The organism is Kluyvera sp. CHPC 1.251 (assembly GCF_036759945.1).
GTDB lineage: Bacteria > Pseudomonadota > Gammaproteobacteria > Enterobacterales > Enterobacteriaceae > Kluyvera > Kluyvera sichuanensis.
In genome coordinates this window covers 254602-276650 of the sequence record NZ_JAPKIC010000004.1, presented here as the reverse complement: position 1 = coordinate 276650, position 22049 = coordinate 254602, and the positions used below count along the sequence as shown (strand labels likewise).

The window sequence follows — 22049 nt, the reverse complement described above, 5'->3', positions numbered from 1 at the left end:
ACTCGCGAATAATAACATTCAAGGAACGGAATTTATGGCAAGCGAACAAGAAAAGCAGCTGCGGTGGTATAACATCGCGCTGATGTCGTTTATTACGGTTTGGGGTTTCGGCAACGTCGTCAACAACTACGCCAACCAGGGGCTGGTGGTTGTTTTCTCATGGCTATTTATCTTCGCGCTCTATTTCACGCCCTATGCGCTTATCGTCGGTCAGCTTGGTTCGACCTTTAAAGACGGCAAGGGCGGTGTCAGTACCTGGATTAAAAATACGATGGGGCCGGGGCTGGCCTATCTGGCTGCCTGGACTTACTGGGTCGTCCATATTCCTTATCTGGCACAAAAGCCTCAGGCCATCCTGATTGCGCTCGGCTGGGCGATAAAGGGAAATGGCTCGCTTATCACCGAATATGGCGTGGTGGCGCTCCAGGGCTTCACGCTGGTGCTTTTCGTCTTCTTCATGTGGGTAGCATCCCGAGGGATGAAATCGCTCAAGCTGGTAGGGTCGATTGCCGGGATCGCCATGTTCGTGATGTCGCTGCTGTACGTGGTGATGGCGGTGACGGCGCCGGCTATTACTGAGGTGAAGATTGCCACCACCAACATCACCTGGCAAACCTTTATCCCGCACTTTGACTTTACCTATATCACCACTATCTCTATGTTGGTATTTGCCGTGGGCGGCGCGGAAAAAATCTCGCCTTACGTCAATAACACCCGTAATCCGGGCAAAGAATTCCCGCGTGGGATGATCTTCCTGGCGGTGATGGTTGCAGTGTGTGCCATCCTCGGGTCGTTGGCGATGGGGATGATGTTCGACTCAAACAATATCCCTAACGATCTGATGGCGAACGGTCAGTACTACGCGTTCCAGAAGCTGGGCGATTATTACCATATGGGCAATACCCTGATGGTGATTTACGCCATCGCGAACACTCTGGGGCAGATTGCCGCGCTGGTGTTCTCGATTGATGCGCCGTTGAAAGTCCTGCTCAGCGATGCCGACAGTCGCTATATCCCACAGAAGCTCTGCAAAACCAATGCGTCGGGTACACCGGTCAACGGCTATTTGTTAACGCTGGTGCTGGTAGCGCTGCTGATTATGCTGCCGACGCTTGGCATCGGTGATATGAACGATCTCTACAAATGGCTGTTGAATCTGAACTCAGTGGTGATGCCGCTGCGCTATCTGTGGGTGTTCGTGGCATTTATCGCAGTGATTCGCCTGGGGCAGAAATACCAGTCGGAGTATGTCTTTATCCGCAACCGGAAGCTTGCGTTGACCGTTGGTATATGGTGCTTCCTGTTTACCGCGTTTGCCTGTTTGACCGGTATCTTCCCGAAGATGGCTGCCTTTACGCCGGAGTGGGCTTTCCAGTTGTCGCTTAACGTCGCCACGCCGTTTGTGCTGGTGGGATTAGGGCTGATCTTCCCGCTGCTGGCACGCAAGAAGTCGTAAAAGAAAACCCGGCATTAAGCCGGGTTTGTTGTCTGTAGCCCGGCCGAGCGCAAGCAACGCCGGGACGAGTAGGGGAGTCAGTACATCACCTTGTGACCATACTGCTCGAGGATGCCTTTTACGCGTTCCATGGTCTCTTTCTTCGGCGGGTGCACGCCGTCCAGCTTGTACTCTTCACCCATCGCGACCCACTTGTGTTTACCCAGCTCGTGATAAGGCAGCAGTTCGATTTTCTCAACGTTACCCATATCGCGGGTAAACTCGCCGAGACGATGCGCAGAATCGTCATCATCTGACCAGCCTGGTACCACGACGTAGCGGATCCAGACGTTAATGTTTTTCTTCGACAGGTACTGGGCGAACTCCAGCGTACGATGGTTGGAGACGCCGACCAGGTTCTGGTGAATGTCGTCGTTCATCTGTTTGAGATCGAGCATGACCAGGTCAGTCACTTCCAGCAGCTCATCAATCACCGGATCGTAACGACGGACAAAACCGTTGGTGTCGAGACAGGTATGAATACCTTCTTTGTGACACGCGCGGAACCAGTCGCGCACAAACTCGGCCTGCAGAATAGCTTCACCACCTGATGCGGTCACGCCGCCGCCGGAAGCATTCATAAAGTGGCGGTAGGTCACCACTTCTTTCATCAGCTCTTCAACGGTGATCTCTTTACCGCCGTGGGTGTCCCAGGTATCACGGTTGTGGCAATACAGGCAGCGCATCAGGCAGCCCTGGAAGAAGGTAATAAAACGGATGCCTGGGCCATCAACAGTGCCACAGGACTCAAAGGAGTGAATACGACCAATTACAGACATTGCGGTGTTATCTCCAGTTCTTCCCGGCTTTACAGCCAGGTTTGCGAGCACGGTTATAAAGCCGCGTCGAGTTTATTTTGCTTGTTAACTTCAGTATAGAAGTCAGCAAGCAAAATCCACTCAGCGAGTGTTGATTATAAGAAAGGCCCCACCGAGGTGGAGCCTTCATTTTACGCGTTTTTAATCGCGATTTCAGTCAAATCTATTAGATAGATTGAGTGAAAGTACGGGTAATAACGTCCTGCTGCTGTTCTTTAGTCAGGGAGTTAAAACGTACTGCGTAGCCAGATACACGGATGGTCAGCTGAGGATATTTCTCAGGGTTTTCCATCGCGTCCAGCAGCATTTCGCGGTTCATAACGTTAACGTTCAGGTGCTGACCGCCTTCGATAGACGCTTCGTGGTGGAAGTAACCATCCATCAGACCAGCCAGGTTGGTTTTACGAACGTCGTCGTCTTTACCCAGAGCGTTAGGAACGATAGAGAAGGTGTAAGAGATACCATCTTTAGCGTAAGCAAACGGCAGTTTAGCAACGGAAGTCAGAGAGGCAACAGCACCTTTCTGGTCACGACCGTGCATTGGGTTAGCACCTGGGCCGAATGGCGCGCCAGCGCGACGACCGTCTGGGGTGTTACCGGTTTTCTTACCATAAACCACGTTAGAGGTGATGGTCAGAACAGACTGAGTCGGGATAGCGTTACGGTAAGTAGTCAGTTTCTGAATTTTCTTCATGAAACGTTCTACCAGGTCAACCGCCATGTCATCGACGCGAGCGTCGTTGTTACCAAACTGCGGGTATTCGCCTTCGATTTCGAAGTCAACAGCCAGACCGTTTTCATCACGAATCGGTTTAACTTTCGCATATTTGATTGCAGACAGGGAGTCAGCAGCAACGGACAGACCAGCGATACCACACGCCATGGTGCGGATAACGTCACGGTCGTGCAGCGCCATCAGAGAGGCTTCGTAGCTGTACTTGTCGTGCATGTAGTGGATGACGTTCAGCGCGGTGACGTACTGTTTAGCCAGCCAATCCATGAAGTGGTCCATACGGTCCATAACTTCGTCGAAGTTCAGAACGTCGCCCTGGATAGGAGCAGTTTTAGGACCAACCTGCATTTTCAGTTTTTCATCAACGCCGCCGTTGATGGCGTACAGCATGGTTTTCGCCAGGTTTGCACGTGCACCGAAGAACTGCATTTGTTTACCAACGATCATTGGGCTTACGCAGCAAGCGATAGCGTAGTCATCGTTGTTAAAGTCAGGACGCATCAGGTCATCGTTCTCATACTGCAGAGAAGAGGTGTCGATGGACACTTTAGCGGCATATTTTTTGAACGCCAGTGGCAGTTTCTCAGACCACAGAACGGTGATGTTCGGCTCTGGAGAAGGACCCATGGTGTACAGGGTGTTCAGGAAGCGGAAGCTGTTTTTGGTAACCAGAGTACGGCCATCAACGCCCATACCACCGATAGATTCAGTTGCCCAAATCGGGTCACCGGAGAACAGTTCATCATACTCAGGGGTACGCAGGAAGCGAACCATACGCAGTTTCATGACCAGGTGGTCAATCATTTCCTGAGCGTCTTGTTCAGTGATTTTGCCTGCTTTCAGGTCACGTTCGATGTAGATATCCAGGAAGCTGGAGGTACGACCGAAGGACATTGCAGCGCCGTTCTGAGATTTAACCGCAGCCAGGTAGCCGAAGTAAGTCCACTGGATAGCTTCCTGAGCGCTGGTAGCTGGACCAGAGATGTCGTAGCCGTATTTAGCAGCCATCTCTTTGATCTGACCCAGTGCACGGTGCTGTTCAGAGATTTCTTCACGCAGACGGATAGTCGCTTCCAGGTTTACGCCGTTTTCCAGGTCAGACTGCAGGGACAGGAACTGTGCGTATTTGTCTTTCATCAGGAAGTCGATACCGTACACCGCGATGCGACGGTAGTCACCGATGATACGACCACGGCCGTAAGCATCTGGCAGACCAGTCAGAACGCCAGATTTACGGCAGTTCAGAATGTCTTTGGTGTAAACATCGAATACGCCCTGGTTGTGGGTTTTGCGGTATTCGGTGAAGATTTTTTTCAGCATCGGGTCCAGTTCGCGATTGTACGCTTTGCAGGAACCTTCAACCATTTTGATACCACCGAACGGGATAATCGCACGTTTCAGTGGAGCTTCAGTCTGCAGACCAACGATTTTTTCCAGCGCTTTGTTGATGTAGCCAGCGTCATGGGAAGTGATGGTAGATGCAACAGAGGTGTCAAAGTCAACTGGCGCGTGAGTGCGGTTTTCCAGTTTAACGCCTTCCATTACGTTATCCCACAGCTTGGTGGTCGCGTCAGTTGCGCCAGCCAGGAAGGATTCGTCACCCTCATATGGGGTGTAGTTTTTCTGGATGAAGTCACGTAAGTTTACTTCATTCTGCCAATCACCTTTGGTAAAACCTTCCCAGGCTGCGGCTAACTTTTCATTAAGTTCGGACATGTAACACCTACCTTCTTAAGTGGACTTTTTATTTACTGCCTGGAGCAATCGTCAATTAATGACGGTCACCGCCACGCAGGTAAATGACCCAGTATGTCAACCCAACCAGCAAACCGCCGCCGATGATGTTCCCGATAGTCACGGGAATCAGGTTATCGGTGATGAAGTGCATCACGGTCAGGTGAGAGAAACTTTCCGGAGTAGAACCGATAGCGGTCCAGAATTCCGGGCTAGCAAAATCGCGTATTACGATACCCATCGGGATCATAAACATGTTTGCGATACTGTGCTCAAAACCGCTGGCAACGAACATCGCAACCGGTAAAACCATAATCATGGCTTTATCCATCAGGCTGCGGCCAGAGTAGCTCATCCACACTGCCAGGCAGACCATCAGGTTCGCCAGGATGCCGAGAGCGACGGCTTCGATAAATGTATGGTGTATTTTGTGGTCAGCGGTTTGCAGGACGTTGAGCCCCCATCCGCCGTTGGCCGTCATATATTCGCCGGATAGCCACATCAGCAGTACAAACAGCAGTGCGCCAATCAGGTTACCAACATAGACGTTGAGCCAGTTTTTTGCCAATTGACCCCAGGTAATGCGGCCGCTGGCTTTCGCCACCACGATCAGCACGGTAGAGGTAAAGAGGTCTGCGCCACAAATCACGCAAAGAATTAAGCCCAGGGAGAAGCAAATACCACCAATGAGTTTCGCGATGCCGAATGGCATACCAGCGGTACCCGTGGTTGCGGTAATGTAAAAAACAAAAGCAATCGAGATAAAGACGCCCGCAGTAATCGCCAGATAAAAGGTTTTCAGCGGATGCTTGGTTGCTTTATAGACACCTGCTTCTTCGGCAACTTTGGCCATCGCAGCAGGAAGGAGTAGATCAAAAGGGTTGTCAGCTTTCACACTAACTCTCTCTTTTTATTTAATCGGCGACGAGATACTAACAAAGCATTATAGATGAGAATTTGATATAGATCATATCTCGCCTGGCTTATAGGCCTGAAGATCGAATGGTTTTTCAACGATCGCAGGGTAATTGTTTGAATTATAACATAAAAATAATTTTTAAGATTTGCAAATTCAGTTGAATTTTTTCTTTACCCTTCATTTTATTGGTTAATTAAAATGGAGTAATGATCGGGTAAATTAACAACAAGCGTAAGCTACTAAATATAGTATTTACTTATATTTAACTTTATTTTCACACATTCGCGAGGCGAAGCGCGAAAATAAAAAAAGGGGCCAACAATTGGCCCCGTAATATAGCGTAGACGGTACGTTAAACCTACTTTTTCTGCGGGAAAAGCCTTATTTCGCCCAGAAAGCGGCTTTCGCGCGCTGCAGCTTCTCGTAAGCCTGCAGCAGCGACTGATGCGCTGGGAAGGCTTCCAGAGAACCATCTGCCGATTGCAGGCCGTAGAAGGCCTCTTCACCGCTCAGCGCCGCGCTGGCGGCTTCAACGGCGTCTGCACCGTACATACGTACGAATGCGTTCAGATACTGCAACGGCTCGCGCTCTTCTTCCTGGGACAGCAGCAGCAGCGTCTGCAGGCAACGGTAGTAGTTGGCGCGCTCAGGGCTGAATACCGACGCGTTGAACTCCATCGTCCACTCGGTCCAGATCAGCGCCTGCTCGAGATCGCCGCCCGCCAGTGCCAGCATCGCTTTCAGCTCGCCAACGCGCAGGGTAGACCAACCGTTGTTCGGGCCGGTTGCCAGGCCCAGCAGTTCACGTACGCGGGTGAAATCGTCCAGACCTTCGTCATCCATCTGCTCGATCAGATTCAGGTACTCTTCTTTTTCCCACTCGCTGCCCGGAAGGGAGAGAATGGTGTCGCGCAGGTGGCTGCCCATATTGTTGTTGGCGAGCCAAAGATCTTCTGCCGGATAGATATCGGACATGCCCGGAACGATGATGCGGCAAGCGTATACGCTCAGGTGCTCGTAGTCGGCGATGTACACTTCTTTATCTTCTTCTTTGAAGATAGCCATCAGGGTCGCGAACTCTTCTTCGGTCGTGCCTGAGAAGTTCCAGTCGGCAAACGGGTAGTCGGCGTCCTGTTTAAACATATCCCAGGAGATCAGACCGCTGGAGTCGATGAAGTGGGTTTCGAGGTTGGTGTGTTCTGCTACTTCTTCGTCGTCGAAGGTTGGCGGGGTGAACACGTCGAGATCTTTCAGGCCACGGCCCTGCAGCAGCTCGGTTACCGTACGCTCCAGCGCTACGCCGAAATCAGGGTGCGCGCCGAAGGAGGCGAAGCAGGTGCCGTTGGCTGGGTTGAACAGCACCACGCAGATAACCGGGTATTTACCGCCCAATGAACCGTCGTAAGCGAAGATTGGGAAACCTTCCGCTTCCAGCGTTTTGATGGATTCAACGACGCCAGGGTAGCGCGCCAGCACCTCGGCCGGGATTTCCGGCAGGCTGATGCTTTCCGCGATGATGCGGTTTTTCACGTAGCGCTCGAAGACTTCCGACAGCCCCTGAACGCGAGCTTCGTTGCGAGTGTTGCCCGCAGACATGCCGTTGGAAACGTACAGGTTGGCCACGATGTTCATCGGGATATAGATGGTTTCACCGTCAGACTGACGGGTGAACGGCAGGCCGCATACGCCGCGATCGTCGTTACCGGACTGCAGATCCACCAGCATGCTGGCGGTCAGCTGATCGTCAGGATCGTAGAAAGCGCGCAGGCGAGCGTCGAGCAAACCTTCCGGTACTTCATCGTCGTCGGTCAGCGGGAACCATTTTTCGTTCGGGTAGTGAACGAACGGGTCGTTAGCGATTTTGTCGCCCAGCCAGAAGTCAGCGAAGAAATAGTTGGTGGAGAGACGTTCAAAATACTCGCCTAGCGCGGAGGCTAGCGCGGCTTTTTTGGTTGCGCCTTTACCGTTGGTAAAGCACAGAGAGCATGCCTTATCACGAATATGCACCGACCAGACGTTAGGAACCGGGTTCAGCCAGGAAGCTTCTTCAATATCGAAGCCCAGGTCGAGCAGCTTTTGCTGGAAGCGAGCGATGGAATCTTCCAGTGCGGCATCTTTGCCGGGAATATAGGTTTGCGTCATAGCAATCTCTTTTGTCGTACGGAAAGCGCGCAATGATACGGGGTTTGCATGACAATCGCTATACACTTCAGCGGGCAAATACAAATAGCGAAATAGACCATTTTGTTTCGTCAAGCCGATAGATTCTGTTGTGTGATTTTCTACGCATTTTTGCCCTGTGCGGGATTATCCGTTGCGGGCTGTGTCACTGAATGATAAAACCAATAGCCACAGGAATAACTTATGCCCACGCGTTTGATGACGCGCGAGGCATGCGGTCAGACAACATTGCAATGTGGTGAGGGTTATGGCTCAGGTTTTTAATTTCAGTTCAGGTCCGGCAATGCTTCCGGCAGATGTCCTTAAACTGGCGCAAAAAGAACTTTGCGACTGGAACGGATTAGGCACGTCGGTAATGGAAGTTAGCCACCGCGGTAAAGAGTTTATCCACGTGGCAGAGGAAGCAGAAAAAGATTTCCGCGACCTGCTTAACATCCCTTCCAACTACAAAGTGCTGTTCTGCCACGGCGGCGGTCGCGGTCAGTTCGCGGGCGTACCGCTGAATATTCTCGGCGACAAAACCACGGCGGACTACGTTGACGCAGGCTACTGGGCGGCAAGTGCGGTTAAAGAAGCGAAAAAATATTGCACCCCGAACGTCATCGACGCCAAAGTGACCGTTGACGGCAAGCGCGCGGTGAAACCGATGCGCGACTGGCAACTCTCTGACAACGCGGCTTATCTGCACTACTGCCCAAATGAAACCATCGACGGCATTGCCATCGAAGAGACGCCTGACTTTGGTAAAGACGTGGTTGTCGCTGCCGACTTCTCCTCAACCATTCTTTCGCGCCCAATTGACGTGAGCCGCTACGGCGTTATCTATGCTGGCGCGCAGAAAAACATCGGTCCGGCGGGCTTAACGCTGGTTATCGTGCGTGAAGACCTGCTGGGTAAAGCGCACGTTGCCTGCCCATCTATTCTCGACTACACCGTGCTGAACGATAACGACTCCATGTTCAACACGCCGCCGACCTTCGCCTGGTATCTGGCTGGTCTGGTCTTCAAATGGCTGAAAGAGCAGGGCGGCGTTGCTGCAATGGACCGTATTAATCAGCAGAAGGCCGATCTTCTGTATAACACCATTGATGGCAGCGATTTCTATCGTAACGACGTGGCAAGCGCCAACCGTTCTCGTATGAACGTGCCGTTCCAGCTGGCGGACAGCGCGCTGGACAAACTGTTCCTCGAAGAGTCCTTTGCGGCGGGTCTGCATGCGCTGAAAGGCCACCGAGTGGTGGGCGGGATGCGTGCTTCTATCTATAACGCCATGCCGCTGGCAGGCGTACAGACGCTGACGGAATTCATGCAGGACTTCGAGCGCCGTCACGGTTAATCTGGTTTTTTTATTCATCCCCACGGCCTGCCCGTGGGGTTTTTACTTCTGTTTTTTGAGAGTTGAGTTTCATGGAATCCCTGACGTTACAACCTATCGCGCGCGTCGATGGCACGATTAACCTGCCCGGTTCTAAAAGCGTGTCTAACCGCGCTTTGCTGCTGGCGGCTTTAGCGCGCGGCACGACCGTTCTGACTAACCTGCTGGACAGCGATGATGTCCGCCACATGCTGAACGCGTTGAAGGCGCTGGGAATTCAATACACCCTGTCTGATGACCGCACCCGCTGTGAAGTGACGGGTAATGCCGGCCCGTTACAGGCCTCCAGCGAGCTGGAACTGTTCCTGGGCAACGCCGGTACCGCAATGCGTCCGCTGGCGGCGGCGCTGTGCCTTGGCACCAACAACATCGTCCTGACCGGCGAACCGCGCATGAAGGAACGCCCGATTGGCCACCTGGTCGACGCCCTGCGTCAGGGCGGCGCGCAGATTGAATATCTGGAGCAGGAAAACTATCCACCGCTGCGCCTGAAGGGCGGTTTTAACGGCGGTAGCGTTGAGGTAGACGGCAGCGTCTCCAGCCAGTTCCTGACCGCGCTGCTGATGACGGCACCGCTGGCACCCCAGAATACAACCATCACCATTAAAGGTGACCTGGTATCCAAACCATATATCGACATCACGCTGCACCTGATGAAAACGTTTGGTGTTGAAGTGGAAAACCAGAACTACCAGCGCTTTATCGTGCGTGGTGGCCAGCAGTACGTCTCTCCGGGCCAGTATCTGGTCGAGGGTGATGCTTCGTCCGCTTCCTACTTCCTCGCCGCTGGGGCCATTAAAGGCGGCACCGTCAAGGTGACGGGGATTGGTCGCTATAGCGTGCAGGGCGATATTCGCTTTGCTGACGTGCTGGAAAAGATGGGCGCAACCATCACCTGGGGCGACGACTTTATTGCCTGTACCCGCGGCGAACTGAACGCCATCGATATGGACATGAACCATATTCCTGATGCGGCAATGACGATCGCGACGGCAGCGCTGTTTGCGAAAGGTACAACCACGCTGCGCAATATTTACAACTGGCGCGTGAAAGAGACTGATCGCCTGTTCGCGATGGCGACCGAACTGCGTAAAGTGGGCGCGGAAGTGGAAGAGGGTGAAGACTATATTCGCGTTACTCCGCCGGCAGCGCTGAATTTTGCCGAGATTGGCACTTACAATGATCACCGTATGGCGATGTGCTTCTCGCTGGTGGCGCTGTCGGATACGCCGGTCACCATTCTTGACCCGAAATGCACGGCGAAAACTTTCCCGGACTATTTCGAACAGCTGGCGCGTATCAGTACGTTAGCCTAATGCGGTCATTCCTCAGTAAAACGCCGACATCCTGTCGGCGTTTTTTTTCGGACTTTTGACACCCCCATCGCAATGCTACTCTCTTATCCGTTTAACTAATTGATATTTTTATGATTAATCAACGGATGATTCATATGAAAAATACGAAACTATGGCTGGCGCTTGCTATCTCAACCACGCTGTTGGCTGGGTGTAAAAACATGAACGGCCTCGATGGCAATAAGATTGCGAGCTCAGGGCTTTAGGCCTATAAAGCGGCGACGTTGACTGATGCTGATGCGAAATCTCTCGCCAGTCAGGGATGCAAAGAGATGGACAGCGAGAATCAGGTCGCAAGTGCGAAAAGCAAGTATGGCAAGCGTCTGGCTAAAATCGCTAACGCGCTGGGGAACAACATTAATGGCACGGCGGTTAACTACAAGGTCTATATGACCAGTGACGTCAATGCCTGGGCAATGGCGAATGGCTGCGTACGCGTCTACAGCGGTCTGATGGATATGATGACTGATAACGAAGTGGAAGGCGTACTGGGGCACGAGTTGGGGCACGTTGCGCTGGGTCACTCTCTGCAAGAAATGAAAGCGTCCTATGCCGTGGTAGCCGCACGCGACGCAATTTCTTCCACCAGCGGCGTCGCTTCCCAGCTTTCCCGCTCGCAGTTAGGCGATGTTGCGGAAGGGGCGATTAATGCGAAATTCTCCCGTGAGAAAGAGTCTGAGGCAGATGACTTCTCTTACGACCTGCTGAAAAAACGTGGTATCAGCACTCAGGGCCTGGTGGGTAGCTTCGACAAACTGGCAAGCCTTGATTCCGGCCACACAAAATCCTTGTTTGACTCGCACCCGCCGTCAACGGAGCGTTCAGAACATATCAAAGAGCGCATTGTGGCTGACAAAAAGTAAATTATTGTCACTTTCCGGGCTGGCGTTGCACCAGCCCACTATAATTCTCTATTCCCCCGCCAATTCATGGACCTGATTTTGTCATTCTCAGACAGACAACAGTAACCGTCCGGCCCAGAGATGCGTATAATGCGCGGCGTTTACGTTGTATATGCCTTTCATTAAGGAGAAAGAGATGACGGCAATTGCCCCGGTAATTACCATTGACGGCCCAAGCGGCGCGGGTAAAGGCACGCTGTGCAAAGCAATGGCAGAAGCATTGCAATGGCATTTGCTGGACTCCGGTGCCATCTATCGCGTGCTGGCTTTGGCCGCGCTGCACCACCATGTGGATGTAGCATCTGAAGACGCGTTAGTGCCGCTGGCCGTGCATCTGGACGTTCGCTTCGTCTCTACAGACGGTACGCTGGAAGTCATTCTGGAAGGTGAAGACGTCAGTGGTGAAATCCGCACTCAGGAAGTGGCCAATGCGGCTTCCCAGGTGGCGGCATTCCCACGCGTGCGTGAGGCGCTTTTGCGCCGTCAGCGCGGCTTCCGCGAAGCCCCTGGTCTGATTGCCGATGGTCGTGATATGGGCACCGTGGTGTTCCCGGATGCGCCGGTGAAAATTTTCCTTGATGCCTCATCGGAAGAACGTGCGCATCGCCGCATGCTACAGTTGCAGGAAAAGGGCTTTAGTGTTAACTTTGAGCGCCTTTTGGCAGAGATAAAGGAGCGTGACGACCGCGATCGTAATCGTGCTGTTGCGCCACTGGTTCCTGCCGCCGATGCTTTAGTGTTGGATTCCACCACCTTAAGCATTGAGCAAGTAATTGAAAAAGCGTTAGACTATGCGCGCCAGAAACTGGCACTCGCGTAAAACGCGACCGAATTTGCAGTACCCCCGTTGCAATGGATTGACAGCGGGTATGTGAAACAACCCCATCCGACATGGTGTCAGGTGGACGTTAATATTAACCTGAAGATTAAACATGACTGAATCTTTTGCTCAACTTTTTGAAGAATCCTTAAAAACAATCGAAACCCGCCCGGGTTCCATCGTTCGTGGTGTTGTTGTTGCTATCGACAAAGACGTAGTACTGGTTGACGCCGGTCTGAAATCTGAGTCCGCCATTCCGGCAGAGCAGTTCAAAAACGCCCAGGGCGAGCTGGAAATCCAGGTTGGTGACGAAGTTGACGTTGCTCTGGATGCAGTAGAAGACGGCTTCGGTGAAACCCTGCTGTCCCGTGAGAAAGCTAAACGTCACGAAGCTTGGATCACGCTGGAAAAAGCTTACGAAGAAGCTGAAACTGTAGTTGGTGTTATCAACGGCAAAGTTAAAGGTGGCTTCACTGTTGAGCTGAACGGTATTCGTGCGTTCCTGCCAGGTTCTCTGGTAGACGTTCGTCCAGTGCGTGATACTCTGCACCTGGAAGGCAAAGAGCTTGAGTTCAAAGTAATCAAGCTGGACCAGAAGCGTAACAACGTTGTTGTTTCTCGTCGTGCCGTTATCGAATCCGAAAACAGCGCAGAGCGCGATCAGCTGCTGGAAAACCTGCAGGAAGGCATGGAAGTTAAAGGTATCGTTAAGAACCTCACTGACTACGGTGCATTCGTTGATCTGGGCGGCGTTGACGGCCTGCTGCACATCACCGATATGGCTTGGAAACGCGTTAAGCACCCAAGCGAAATCGTAAACGTTGGCGACGAAATCACTGTTAAAGTGCTGAAGTTCGACCGCGAGCGTACTCGTGTTTCTCTGGGCCTGAAACAGCTGGGCGAAGATCCATGGGTAGCTATCGCTAAGCGTTATCCAGAAGGTACCAAACTGACTGGTCGCGTGACCAACCTGACCGACTACGGCTGCTTCGTTGAAATCGAAGAAGGCGTTGAAGGCCTGGTTCACGTTTCCGAAATGGATTGGACCAACAAAAACATCCACCCATCCAAAGTTGTTAACGTTGGTGACGTAGTGGAAGTTATGGTTCTGGATATCGACGAAGAACGTCGTCGTATCTCCCTGGGTCTGAAGCAGTGCAAAAACAACCCATGGCAGCAGTTCGCGGAAACCCACAACAAGGGCGACCGTGTTGAAGGTAAAATCAAGTCTATCACTGACTTCGGTATCTTCATCGGCCTGGACGGCGGCATCGACGGCCTGGTTCACCTGTCTGACATCTCCTGGAACGTTGCAGGCGAAGAAGCAGTTCGTGAATACAAAAAAGGCGACGAAATCGCTGCAGTTGTTCTGCAGGTTGACGCAGAACGTGAACGTATCTCCCTGGGCGTTAAACAGCTCGCAGAAGATCCGTTCAACAACTGGGTTGCTCTGAACAAGAAAGGCGCTATCGTTAACGGTAAAGTCACTGCAGTTGACGCTAAAGGCGCAACCGTAGAACTGGCCGACGGCGTTGAAGGTTACCTGCGTGCTTCTGAAGCATCCCGTGACCGCGTTGAAGATGCAACTCTGGTTCTGAGCGTTGGCGACGACGTTGAAGCTAAATTCACCGGTGTTGATCGTAAAAACCGCGCAATTAGCCTGTCCGTACGTGCTAAAGACGAAGCTGACGAGAAAGATGCAATCGCTACTGTTAACAACAAACAGGAAGAAGGCAATTTCTCCAACGCAATGGCTGAAGCATTCAAAGCAGCTAAAGGCGAGTAATCTTACGCATTCGGGTTTAACAACCTGAAATGTGATGAGTTTACTTGACAGATTGCAGGTTTCGGCCTGTAATCTAGCACAAAGGGCGGCTACGGCCGCCCTTGTTTAATAAGCTGTTAGCTAATTTTCCTTGAAAGGAAACCGGAGGAATCATGACCAAGTCAGAATTGATTGAAAGACTTGCCAGCCAGCAATCCCATATCCCTGCTAAGGCAGTGGAAGATGCGGTGAAAGAGATGCTGGAGCATATGGCTTCTACCCTGGCACAGGGTGAGCGTATTGAAATCCGCGGTTTCGGCAGCTTCTCTCTGCACTACAGAGCACCACGTACCGGGCGTAACCCGAAGACTGGCGACAAAGTGGAACTGGAAGGCAAGTACGTGCCGCACTTTAAGCCGGGTAAAGAACTGCGCGATCGCGCCAATATTTACGATTGAGTTTCGTCCGCCGTCTGGCGATAAACTTGGTTGAGAGAAAAGCACCTGCGGGTGCTTTTTTCATATCTGCGGTTCGGCTCTGGGCTGCTATCTGGAATCCCTCCCGCATTTTCATTGTTATTTCTGCACGTCCCGAATCTTCTTTGGAATCCGCTTCGCAATGGGAATAATTGCGGCACGACAGGACGATCTGCACGCGCGACACTCCAGAAAACAAGGAGGTGTTGATGCGTTTACCTGGGCTCGCCTGCTGCACGTTAGCTGGCATTTTGCCGCTGACCGTACTGCCAGATTTACCCTCTCTTAGTATTATCTATTTCGCTATCGCGGCGCTGATAGCGCTAGGCCTGTGTGTGCCTTCAGGGAGAGCTGTAAGCATTATCGGTCTGATGTTTTGTTGGGGCGTGCTGTCGGCATGGCAGATGCAATGGTCCGCTGAGGCTATCCCAGGAAAAAACCGTCAGGTTGAGATGGTCCTGACGCAGAGTGATGGGCAAACGACGCATCAGGGAAAGATAACGCACCTGGATGGGCAACGCCTGTTTCCCAGTCCCCTGATTACACTGTATGGCAACTATATGCCGCTACCACCCTGCGTGGGCCAGCGCTGGCGTATGACGATTCGCGCCCGGGCGGTGCATGGGCAGCTTAACGAGGGTGGATTTGACGCCCAGCGCTACGCCTTGTCGCAACACCGCCCGTTAACCGGCCGTATGGTGACGGCGCAGGTACTGGATAGCCGCTGTAACCTGCGCGCTCGGTACCTTGCTTCGCTGCAAACGACGCTGGATGGATTTCAGTGGCGTGAGGTGATGCTGGCGCTGGGTATGGGCGAACGGCTGTCGGTATCGCCGGAGATCAAAACGCTCATGCAGGAGACCGGAACATCACACCTTATGGCGATTTCCGGGCTGCATATCGCACTGGGCGCATCGCTTGGCTGGCTGCTTATCCGCGGTATCCAGTTTTTCCTGCCCGGTTGGCTTATCAACTGGCGATTGCCGTTAATCATTTCGCTGGTGAGCGGGTTTGCCTATGCGTGGTTGACCGGAATGCAGCCTCCAGCGCTACGAACCATTGTGGCGGCGCTGATCTGGTGCGCCTTACGCCTGAGTGGGCGACGCTGGACGGGGTGGGAGGTGTGGCTTTGCTGTCTGGCGGCAATTGTGTTTATCGACCCGCTTGCGGTGCTTTCCGATAGTTTATGGCTGTCGGCATTTGCCGTCGCCACACTTATCTTCTGGTACCAATGGGCTCCGCTGCCAACCGAAGGTTATCCACGTATGCTGCGCCCGTTGGTGGGCCTTATTCACCTGCAACTGGGGCTTATGCTGTTGCTGGCGCCGCTGCAGAGCCTACTTTTTCATGGCGTCAGCACGACATCGCTTGTAGCAAACCTGATTGCGGTTCCGGTTGTGACGTTCGTGGCGGTCCCGTTGATTCTGTTTGCTATGCTAATGCATCTATGCGGGCCGAGCTCACTGGAAATGGTGGTCTGGCATGCAGCCAATGGAGTCATGTCGGCGGTATTTCACTATTTACGTATGCTACCTGCGGGGTGGTGGAATATTGGGAGCGCATGGCAAGCGGTTTCTCTGCTGCCGTGGATGGCATTAGCGTTGTGGCGCCTACACGGTTGGCTTCGGTATCCCGCGTTGGTACTCTCAATGTGCGTACTGCTCTCTTTTCCCATCTGGCGAAAAATGCCGCCAGATCGCTGGCAGGTCACCATGCTGGACGTAGGACAGGGGCTGGCGATGGTTATTTCTCGGGGGGATAAAGCGCTACTCTATGATACTGGCCTGGCTTGGCCGGAGGGCGATAGCGGTGAGCAGTTGATTATTCCCTGGCTACGCTGGCATCAACTGACGCCGCAGGGAATCATTCTCAGCCACGATCATCTGGATCACCGCGGTGGATTGCTATCATTACAAAAAGCCTGGCCGCAGGCGTGGATCAAAAGTCCGTTGGGGTGGGCGGGTCATCAACCCTGCGCTCGTGGCGATCGCTGGCAGTGGCAGGGACTCACCTTTCAGGTGCTCTGGCCGCTGCCGGGGCAGCCCGCCAAAGGTAATAACGGGTCGTGTGTGGTCAGGGTAGATGATGGGAAGAACAGTATTCTGCTGACGGGAGATATTGAATTATCGGCAGAAATGGCCATGATTAGCCGTTTCTGGCAATCTTTTGCGTCTACAATTATTCAGGTTCCACATCATGGCAGCTCGACTTCCTCGGGTATGGCACTGATACAACGGGTGGGCGGCGCTGCCGCTCTGGCTTCCGCATCCCGCTATAACGCGTGGCGACTGCCTTCTGCAAAGGTGAAGACTCGCTATCTCCAGCGCCAATATGCCTGGTTTGATACCCCGCACCAGGGGCAGATAACCGTGACATTCAGTGCGAATGGCTGGTGTATCGAAGGCTTACGAGATCAACTTTTACCTCGTTGGTATCATCAGTGGTTTGGCGAGACTCGCGATAACGGGTAGAATATGCGGCTATTTCAACACAAGCTGGTTTTTTGAATGCAGAACGACAAAGATCTCTCCACGTGGCAGACCTTCCGCCGACTCTGGCCGACTATTGCGCCGTACAAAGCAGGGCTACTCGTGGCGGGCGTTGCGTTAATTCTTAACGCAGCCAGCGATACCTTCATGCTATCGCTTCTTAAACCGTTACTGGATGATGGTTTTGGTAAAACGGATCGCTCAGTGCTGCTGTGGATGCCGCTGGTCGTTATTGGCTTGATGGTCCTGCGCGGCATCACAAGCTACATCTCTAGTTACTGTATCTCCTGGGTTTCCGGCAAGGTCGTGATGACCATGCGTCGCCGGTTATTCGGTCATATGATGGGAATGCCGGTCTCTTTCTTCGATAAACAGTCGACCGGTACACTGCTGTCGCGTATTACTTATGATTCTGAACAGGTGGCTTCATCTTCTTCTAACGCGCTGATTACTGTGGTGCGTGAAGGGGCATCTATCATTGGCCTGTTTATCATGATGTTCTATTACAGCTGGCAGCTGTCGATCATTCTTATCGTTCTGGCACCTATTGTTTCGATCGCTATTCGTGTTGTCTCTAAGCGTTTCCGTAACATCAGTAAAAACATGCAGAACACCATGGGTCAGGTGACCACCAGCGCTGAACAGATGCTGAAAGGGCATAAAGAAGTGCTGATGTTCGGTGGCCAGCAGGTGGAAACCAACCGCTTTGATAAGGTCAGCAACAGAATGCGTTTGCAGGGTATGAAGCTGGTCTCTGCGTCCTCTATCTCTGACCCGATTATTCAGTTGATTGCTTCGCTGGCGCTGGCGTTCGTGCTGTACGCGGCAAGCTTCCCTAGCGTGATGCAAACCCTGACGGCCGGTACCATCACCGTGGTCTTCTCTTCCATGATTGCGCTGATGCGTCCGCTGAAGTCGTTAACCAACGTCAACGCGCAGTTTCAGCGTGGGATGGCGGCCTGTCAGACGCTGTTCTCCATCCTTGATAGCGAGCAGGAAAAAGACGAAGGCAAGCTGGACGTTGAGCGTGCGAAAGGCAACGTTGAATTCCGCAATGTGACGTTCACCTATCCTGGTCGTGAAACTCCGGCGCTGAAAAATATCAATCTGGCTATTCCGGAAGGCAAAACGGTCGCTCTGGTAGGGCGTTCAGGTTCGGGTAAATCGACCATCGCCAGCCTGCTGACCCGCTTCTACGACATTGATAAAGGCGAAATCCTGCTCGATGGTCACGACCTGCGGGAGTATAAGCTGACTTCGCTGCGTAATCAGGTTGCGCTGGTATCGCAGAACGTGCACCTGTTCAATGATACGGTGGCGAACAATATTGCCTACGCTCGAACCGACGAGTTCAGCCGTGAGCAGATTGAAGAAGCCGCGCGTATGGCTTATGCGATGGACTTTATCAATAAGATGGATAACGGTCTGGATACGATTATTGGCGAAAACGGCGTGCTGCTTTCCGGCGGCCAGCGCCAGCGTATCGCCATTGCGCGCGCGCTGCTGCGCAATAGCCCTATCCTGATCCTCGATGAAGCAACCTCGGCATTGGATACCGAATCCGAACGTGCAATCCAGGCGGCCCTCGACGAACTGCAGAAAAACCGCACGTCGCTGGTTATCGCCCACCGCCTGTCGACCATTGAACAAGCTGACGAGATTATCGTGGTTGAAGATGGTCAGATTGTGGAACGCGGTAGCCATACTGACCTGTTGGCGCATCGCGGCGTCTACGCGCAGCTGCACAAAATGCAGTTTGGCGAATGATAGCGAAAATCTGGTCGGGCGAATCGCCGTTTTGGCGTTTACTGCTGCCGCTCTCCTGGCTATATGGCCTGGTGAGCGGCATCATTCGCCTGTGCTACCAGCTAGGCATTAAGAAATCCTGGCGCGCGCCGTGCCCGGTGGTTGTGGTGGGAAACCTCACGGCGGGCGGCAACGGTAAAACGCCGGTGGTTATCTGGCTGGTGGAGCAACTTCAGCGTCAGGGCATTCGTGTTGGCGTGGTGTCGCGTGGCTACGGCGGTAAAGCGGAGCATTATCCGCTGCTATTAACCGCTGAAACCACCACGGCGCAGGCGGGTGATGAACCCGTGCTGATTTTCCAGCGCACCGGCGCGCCTGTAGCGGTCTCTCCGGTAAGAGTCGATGCGGTGAAAGCGCTGCTGGTGGCTCACGACCTGCAATTGATTGTCACCGATGATGGCCTGCAACACTATCGGCTGGCACGTGATAAAGAGATTGTGGTTATCGACGGCGTGCGCCGCTTTGGTAACGGCTGGTGGCTGCCCGCGGGGCCGATGCGCGAGCGGGCGTCAAGACTGGAAACGGTGGATGCCCGTATCGTAAACGGCGGCAACGCGCAGTCGGGTGAAATTCCGATGACGCTGCAGCCTGGTGATGCCATTAATCTGCTGACCGGCGAACGCCAGCCCGTGTCGAACCTACAAAACGCGGTGGCGATGGCCGGTATTGGCCATCCTCCACGCTTTTTTGCCACGCTGAACGCCTGTGGTGTGAATCCGGTCCGTACGGTTGCGTTAGCGGATCATCAGGCGCTAACCGAAGCAGATGTTCAGGCGCTGGTTTCGCCAGGGCAAACGCTTATCATGACGGAAAAAGACGCGGTCAAATGCCGTCACTTTGCGCAGAAAAACTGGTGGTATCTGCCGGTCGATGCCGTACTTTCCGGTGACCGCGCGCAGACGCTGCTTCAGGAACTGATTACCCTCGCTCGACGCTAAACGGCGGCGCGCGATCGTCTGGGGAGTCCGCATGTCTGAATTGCACCTTACTCTTCGTGCCGCGCGCCATCTTCACCTTGCAGCGCAGGGGCTGCTTACCCGCCCGCGCCGTCAGCCCAAAACGGGCGATATTCTCCAGACCATCCGGCAAATGTCCTTGTTGCAGATAGACACCATCAACGTGGTGGCGCGCAGCCCCTATCTGGTGCTGTTCAGCCGCCTTGGTGCCTACCCATCAACCTGGCTTGATGATGCGCTGTCTCGCGGCGAGCTGATGGAGTACTGGGCGCACGAAGCCTGCTTCCTGCCGCGCAGCGACTTTCCGCTGGTTCGTCATCGTATGCTGTCGCCGCATAAAATGGGCTGGAAATACCATCAAAGCTGGATGGACGAACATGCCGAGGATATCGCGGCGCTGAAATCCCATATTGCTGAAAATGGCCCGGTTCGCTCGGCCGATTTTACCCATCCGCGTAAAGGGGAGAGTGGATGGTGGGAGTGGAAACCGCACAAGCGCCACCTCGAAGGGCTGTTTACCGCCGGGGAGGTGATGGTTATCGCGCGGCGCAACTTCCAGCGCGTCTACGACCTGACTGAACGGGTTATGCCGCATTGGGATGATAAGAAACAAGCGCTGCCGCAACCGCAGGCTGAAGCCGCGATGCTGGAAAACAGCGCCCGCAGCCTGGGCATTTTTCGCCCCGAGTGGCTGGCTGACTATTATCGCCTGCGTCGACCAGACTTCGCCGCACTGCTGGCCGGCTGGCAGGAACGGCAGTTGGTGGTTCCGGTTAACGTCGACCAGCTTGGCGAAATGTGGGTTCACCATAGCCTACAGCCGGAGTTGACGCGAGCGCTGGAAGGTAAGCTCAATGCCACGCACAGCGCAGTGCTTTCACCGTTTGATCCCGTGGTTTGGGATCGCAAACGAGCAGAACAGTTCTTCAACTTCTCCTACCGCCTTGAGTGCTACACGCCGGCACCGAAACGCCAGTACGGCTACTTTGTACTGCCGTTGCTGCATCGCGGGGAGATCGTCGGACGTATGGACAGCAAAATGCATCGTGCGGACGGCGTGCTGGAGATTTTTGCTCTGTACCTGGAAACGGGCGTACGCGTTAGCCAGCAGCTTGAAAAGGGACTGATGCTGGCGATTAACGATTTTGCGCGCTGGCAGGGGGCGACGCGGGTGACGCTGGGTACGGTTGCTGAAAAAATCTTTAGTGAACAACGACACGGTTGGGAGATTGACGCAGGCCGGTAGCGCTCTATGATATGCTGCACTGGTTTTCGATTCGGCCCATCAGGAGGAACCATGGATCACCGTCTACTTGAAATTATTGCCTGCCCGGTTTGCAACGGCAAACTCTACTACAGCCAGGACAAGCAAGAACTGATTTGCAAACTTGATAATCTGGCGTTTCCCCTGCGTGACGGTATCCCCGTGTTGCTGGAAAACGAAGCCCGCGCTTTAGCTGCTGAAGAGAATCGCCCATGAGCTTTGTCGTGATTATTCCGGCTCGCTTTGCCTCTACGCGCCTGCCGGGTAAACCGTTACAGGATATCAACGGTAAGCCGATGATTGTGCACGTACTGGAGCGCGCACGCGAATCCGGGGCCGATCGCATCATCGTGGCAACCGATCATGCTGAAGTGGCAAAAGCCGTTGAAGCGGCGGGCGGTGAAGTCTGCATGACACGTGCCGATCATCAGTCCGGGACCGAACGTCTGGCGGAAGTGGTCGAGAAATGCGGCTTCAGCGACGACACCGTCATCGTTAACGTCCAGGGCGACGAGCCGATGATCCCAGCGGTTATTATCCGTCAGGTGGCGGAAAACCTGGCGGCCAGCCACTCTGGTATGGCAACGCTGGCGGTACCGATTCATGATGCAGAAGAAGCCTTTAACCCGAATGCAGTGAAAGTGGTGATGGACAAGGACGGCTATGCGCTTTACTTCTCCCGCGCCACCATCCCGTGGGATCGCGATCGTTTTGCCAAAAGCCGTGAGGAAATTGGCGACACGCTGCTGCGCCACATTGGCATCTACGGCTACCGTGCCGGATTTATTCGCCGTTACGTAACCTGGGCGCCGAGTCCGCTGGAGCACATTGAGATGCTCGAACAGCTGCGCGTGCTGTGGTACGGCGAAAAAATTCACGTTGCCGTGGCGAAAGAAGTGCCGGGAACGGGCGTTGATACGCCAGAAGATCTGGAGCGCGTTCGCGCCGAGCTGAAGTAATC

Annotated in this window: 16 protein-coding genes and 1 pseudogene; 13 read left to right on the top strand and 4 right to left on the bottom strand. The window is 53.5% G+C overall.

Annotated features, from left to right (window positions below; genetic code table 11):
• Positions 1-34 precede the first annotated feature (34 nt).
• The gene (locus tag V6940_RS10425; RefSeq protein WP_333495796.1) at positions 35-1456 is read left to right on the top strand and encodes an APC family permease; all 1422 of its coding nucleotides are present in this window, start codon (positions 35-37) and stop codon (positions 1454-1456) included.
• A 77-nt stretch (positions 1457-1533) separates the two neighbouring features.
• On the opposite strand, the gene pflA is transcribed toward V6940_RS10425, so the two are convergent.
• From pflA to ycaO, 4 genes are all read right to left on the bottom strand, one after another.
• Positions 1534-2274, bottom strand: coding sequence for a pyruvate formate lyase 1-activating protein (gene pflA / locus V6940_RS10420; RefSeq protein WP_035892443.1), 741 nt, complete (start codon positions 2272-2274; stop codon positions 1534-1536).
• Between the two features lie 205 nt (positions 2275-2479).
• A complete protein-coding gene (gene pflB, locus V6940_RS10415; protein WP_333495795.1) occupies positions 2480-4762 on the bottom strand; it encodes a formate C-acetyltransferase in 2283 nt (760 codons plus the stop codon).
• 55 nt (positions 4763-4817) lie between these two features.
• The gene (focA, locus tag V6940_RS10410) at positions 4818-5675 is read right to left on the bottom strand and encodes a formate transporter FocA (protein ID WP_333495794.1); all 858 of its coding nucleotides are present in this window, start codon (positions 5673-5675) and stop codon (positions 4818-4820) included.
• A gap of 405 nt (positions 5676-6080) precedes the next feature.
• On the bottom strand, positions 6081-7841 hold the full coding sequence (gene ycaO / locus V6940_RS10405; protein WP_333495793.1) for a 30S ribosomal protein S12 methylthiotransferase accessory factor YcaO: 1761 nt from the start codon (positions 7839-7841) through the stop codon (positions 6081-6083).
• 286 nt (positions 7842-8127) lie between these two features.
• Between ycaO and serC the strand changes: the two genes are divergently transcribed.
• From serC to kdsB, 12 genes and pseudogenes are all read left to right on the top strand, one after another.
• On the top strand, positions 8128-9216 hold the full coding sequence (gene serC, locus V6940_RS10400) for a 3-phosphoserine/phosphohydroxythreonine transaminase (protein ID WP_333495792.1): 1089 nt from the start codon (positions 8128-8130) through the stop codon (positions 9214-9216).
• 71 nt (positions 9217-9287) lie between these two features.
• Entirely contained in the window at positions 9288-10571 is a 1284-nt protein-coding gene (gene aroA / locus V6940_RS10395) for a 3-phosphoshikimate 1-carboxyvinyltransferase (protein WP_333495791.1), read from the top strand.
• A 134-nt stretch (positions 10572-10705) separates the two neighbouring features.
• A pseudogene (locus V6940_RS10390) lies at positions 10706-11473 on the top strand (M48 family metallopeptidase).
• Between the two features lie 175 nt (positions 11474-11648).
• The gene (gene cmk, locus V6940_RS10385) at positions 11649-12332 is read left to right on the top strand and encodes a (d)CMP kinase (RefSeq protein ID WP_185666567.1); all 684 of its coding nucleotides are present in this window, start codon (positions 11649-11651) and stop codon (positions 12330-12332) included.
• A gap of 112 nt (positions 12333-12444) precedes the next feature.
• Complete coding sequence (gene rpsA, locus V6940_RS10380; RefSeq protein ID WP_333495790.1) at positions 12445-14118, top strand: 30S ribosomal protein S1; 1674 nt, start codon at positions 12445-12447, stop codon at positions 14116-14118.
• Positions 14119-14270: 152 nt separating this feature from the next.
• On the top strand, positions 14271-14555 hold the full coding sequence (gene ihfB / locus V6940_RS10375; protein WP_015965094.1) for an integration host factor subunit beta: 285 nt from the start codon (positions 14271-14273) through the stop codon (positions 14553-14555).
• Positions 14556-14782: 227 nt separating this feature from the next.
• On the top strand, positions 14783-17044 hold the full coding sequence (locus V6940_RS10370; protein ID WP_333495789.1) for a ComEC family protein: 2262 nt from the start codon (positions 14783-14785) through the stop codon (positions 17042-17044).
• A gap of 36 nt (positions 17045-17080) precedes the next feature.
• Complete coding sequence (msbA, locus tag V6940_RS10365; protein ID WP_333495788.1) at positions 17081-18829, top strand: lipid A ABC transporter ATP-binding protein/permease MsbA; 1749 nt, start codon at positions 17081-17083, stop codon at positions 18827-18829.
• Entirely contained in the window at positions 18826-19806 is a 981-nt protein-coding gene (gene lpxK / locus V6940_RS10360; protein ID WP_333495787.1) for a tetraacyldisaccharide 4'-kinase, read from the top strand. The genes msbA and lpxK overlap by 4 nt, the downstream gene beginning before the upstream one ends.
• A gap of 31 nt (positions 19807-19837) precedes the next feature.
• Positions 19838-21070, top strand: a complete 1233-nt coding sequence (locus V6940_RS10355) for a winged helix-turn-helix domain-containing protein (RefSeq protein WP_333495786.1) — start codon at positions 19838-19840, stop codon at positions 21068-21070.
• 51 nt (positions 21071-21121) lie between these two features.
• Positions 21122-21304, top strand: coding sequence for a protein YcaR (gene ycaR / locus V6940_RS10350; protein WP_185666561.1), 183 nt, complete (start codon positions 21122-21124; stop codon positions 21302-21304).
• Entirely contained in the window at positions 21301-22047 is a 747-nt protein-coding gene (gene kdsB, locus V6940_RS10345; RefSeq protein ID WP_333495785.1) for a 3-deoxy-manno-octulosonate cytidylyltransferase, read from the top strand. Before ycaR ends, kdsB begins: the two co-directional genes overlap by 4 nt.
• The last annotated feature ends 2 nt before the right edge of the window (positions 22048-22049 follow it).

Bases quoted from the DNA above. Each gene is read 5' to 3' on its own strand.
- V6940_RS10425 (WP_333495796.1), top strand. From the start codon at position 35: ATGGCAAGCGAACAAGAAAAGCAGCTGCGGTGGTATAACATCGCGCTG.
- pflA (WP_035892443.1), bottom strand. From the start codon at position 2,274: ATGTCTGTAATTGGTCGTATTCACTCCTTTGAGTCCTGTGGCACTGTT.
- pflB (WP_333495795.1), bottom strand. From the start codon at position 4,762: ATGTCCGAACTTAATGAAAAGTTAGCCGCAGCCTGGGAAGGTTTTACC.
- ycaO (WP_333495793.1), bottom strand. From the start codon at position 7,841: ATGACGCAAACCTATATTCCCGGCAAAGATGCCGCACTGGAAGATTCC.
- serC (WP_333495792.1), top strand. From the start codon at position 8,128: ATGGCTCAGGTTTTTAATTTCAGTTCAGGTCCGGCAATGCTTCCGGCA.
- aroA (WP_333495791.1), top strand. From the start codon at position 9,288: ATGGAATCCCTGACGTTACAACCTATCGCGCGCGTCGATGGCACGATT.
- cmk (WP_185666567.1), top strand. From the start codon at position 11,649: ATGACGGCAATTGCCCCGGTAATTACCATTGACGGCCCAAGCGGCGCG.
- rpsA (WP_333495790.1), top strand. From the start codon at position 12,445: ATGACTGAATCTTTTGCTCAACTTTTTGAAGAATCCTTAAAAACAATC.
- ihfB (WP_015965094.1), top strand. From the start codon at position 14,271: ATGACCAAGTCAGAATTGATTGAAAGACTTGCCAGCCAGCAATCCCAT.
- V6940_RS10370 (WP_333495789.1), top strand. From the start codon at position 14,783: ATGCGTTTACCTGGGCTCGCCTGCTGCACGTTAGCTGGCATTTTGCCG.
- msbA (WP_333495788.1), top strand. From the start codon at position 17,081: ATGCAGAACGACAAAGATCTCTCCACGTGGCAGACCTTCCGCCGACTC.
- lpxK (WP_333495787.1), top strand. From the start codon at position 18,826: ATGATAGCGAAAATCTGGTCGGGCGAATCGCCGTTTTGGCGTTTACTG.
- V6940_RS10355 (WP_333495786.1), top strand. From the start codon at position 19,838: ATGTCTGAATTGCACCTTACTCTTCGTGCCGCGCGCCATCTTCACCTT.
- ycaR (WP_185666561.1), top strand. From the start codon at position 21,122: ATGGATCACCGTCTACTTGAAATTATTGCCTGCCCGGTTTGCAACGGC.
- kdsB (WP_333495785.1), top strand. From the start codon at position 21,301: ATGAGCTTTGTCGTGATTATTCCGGCTCGCTTTGCCTCTACGCGCCTG.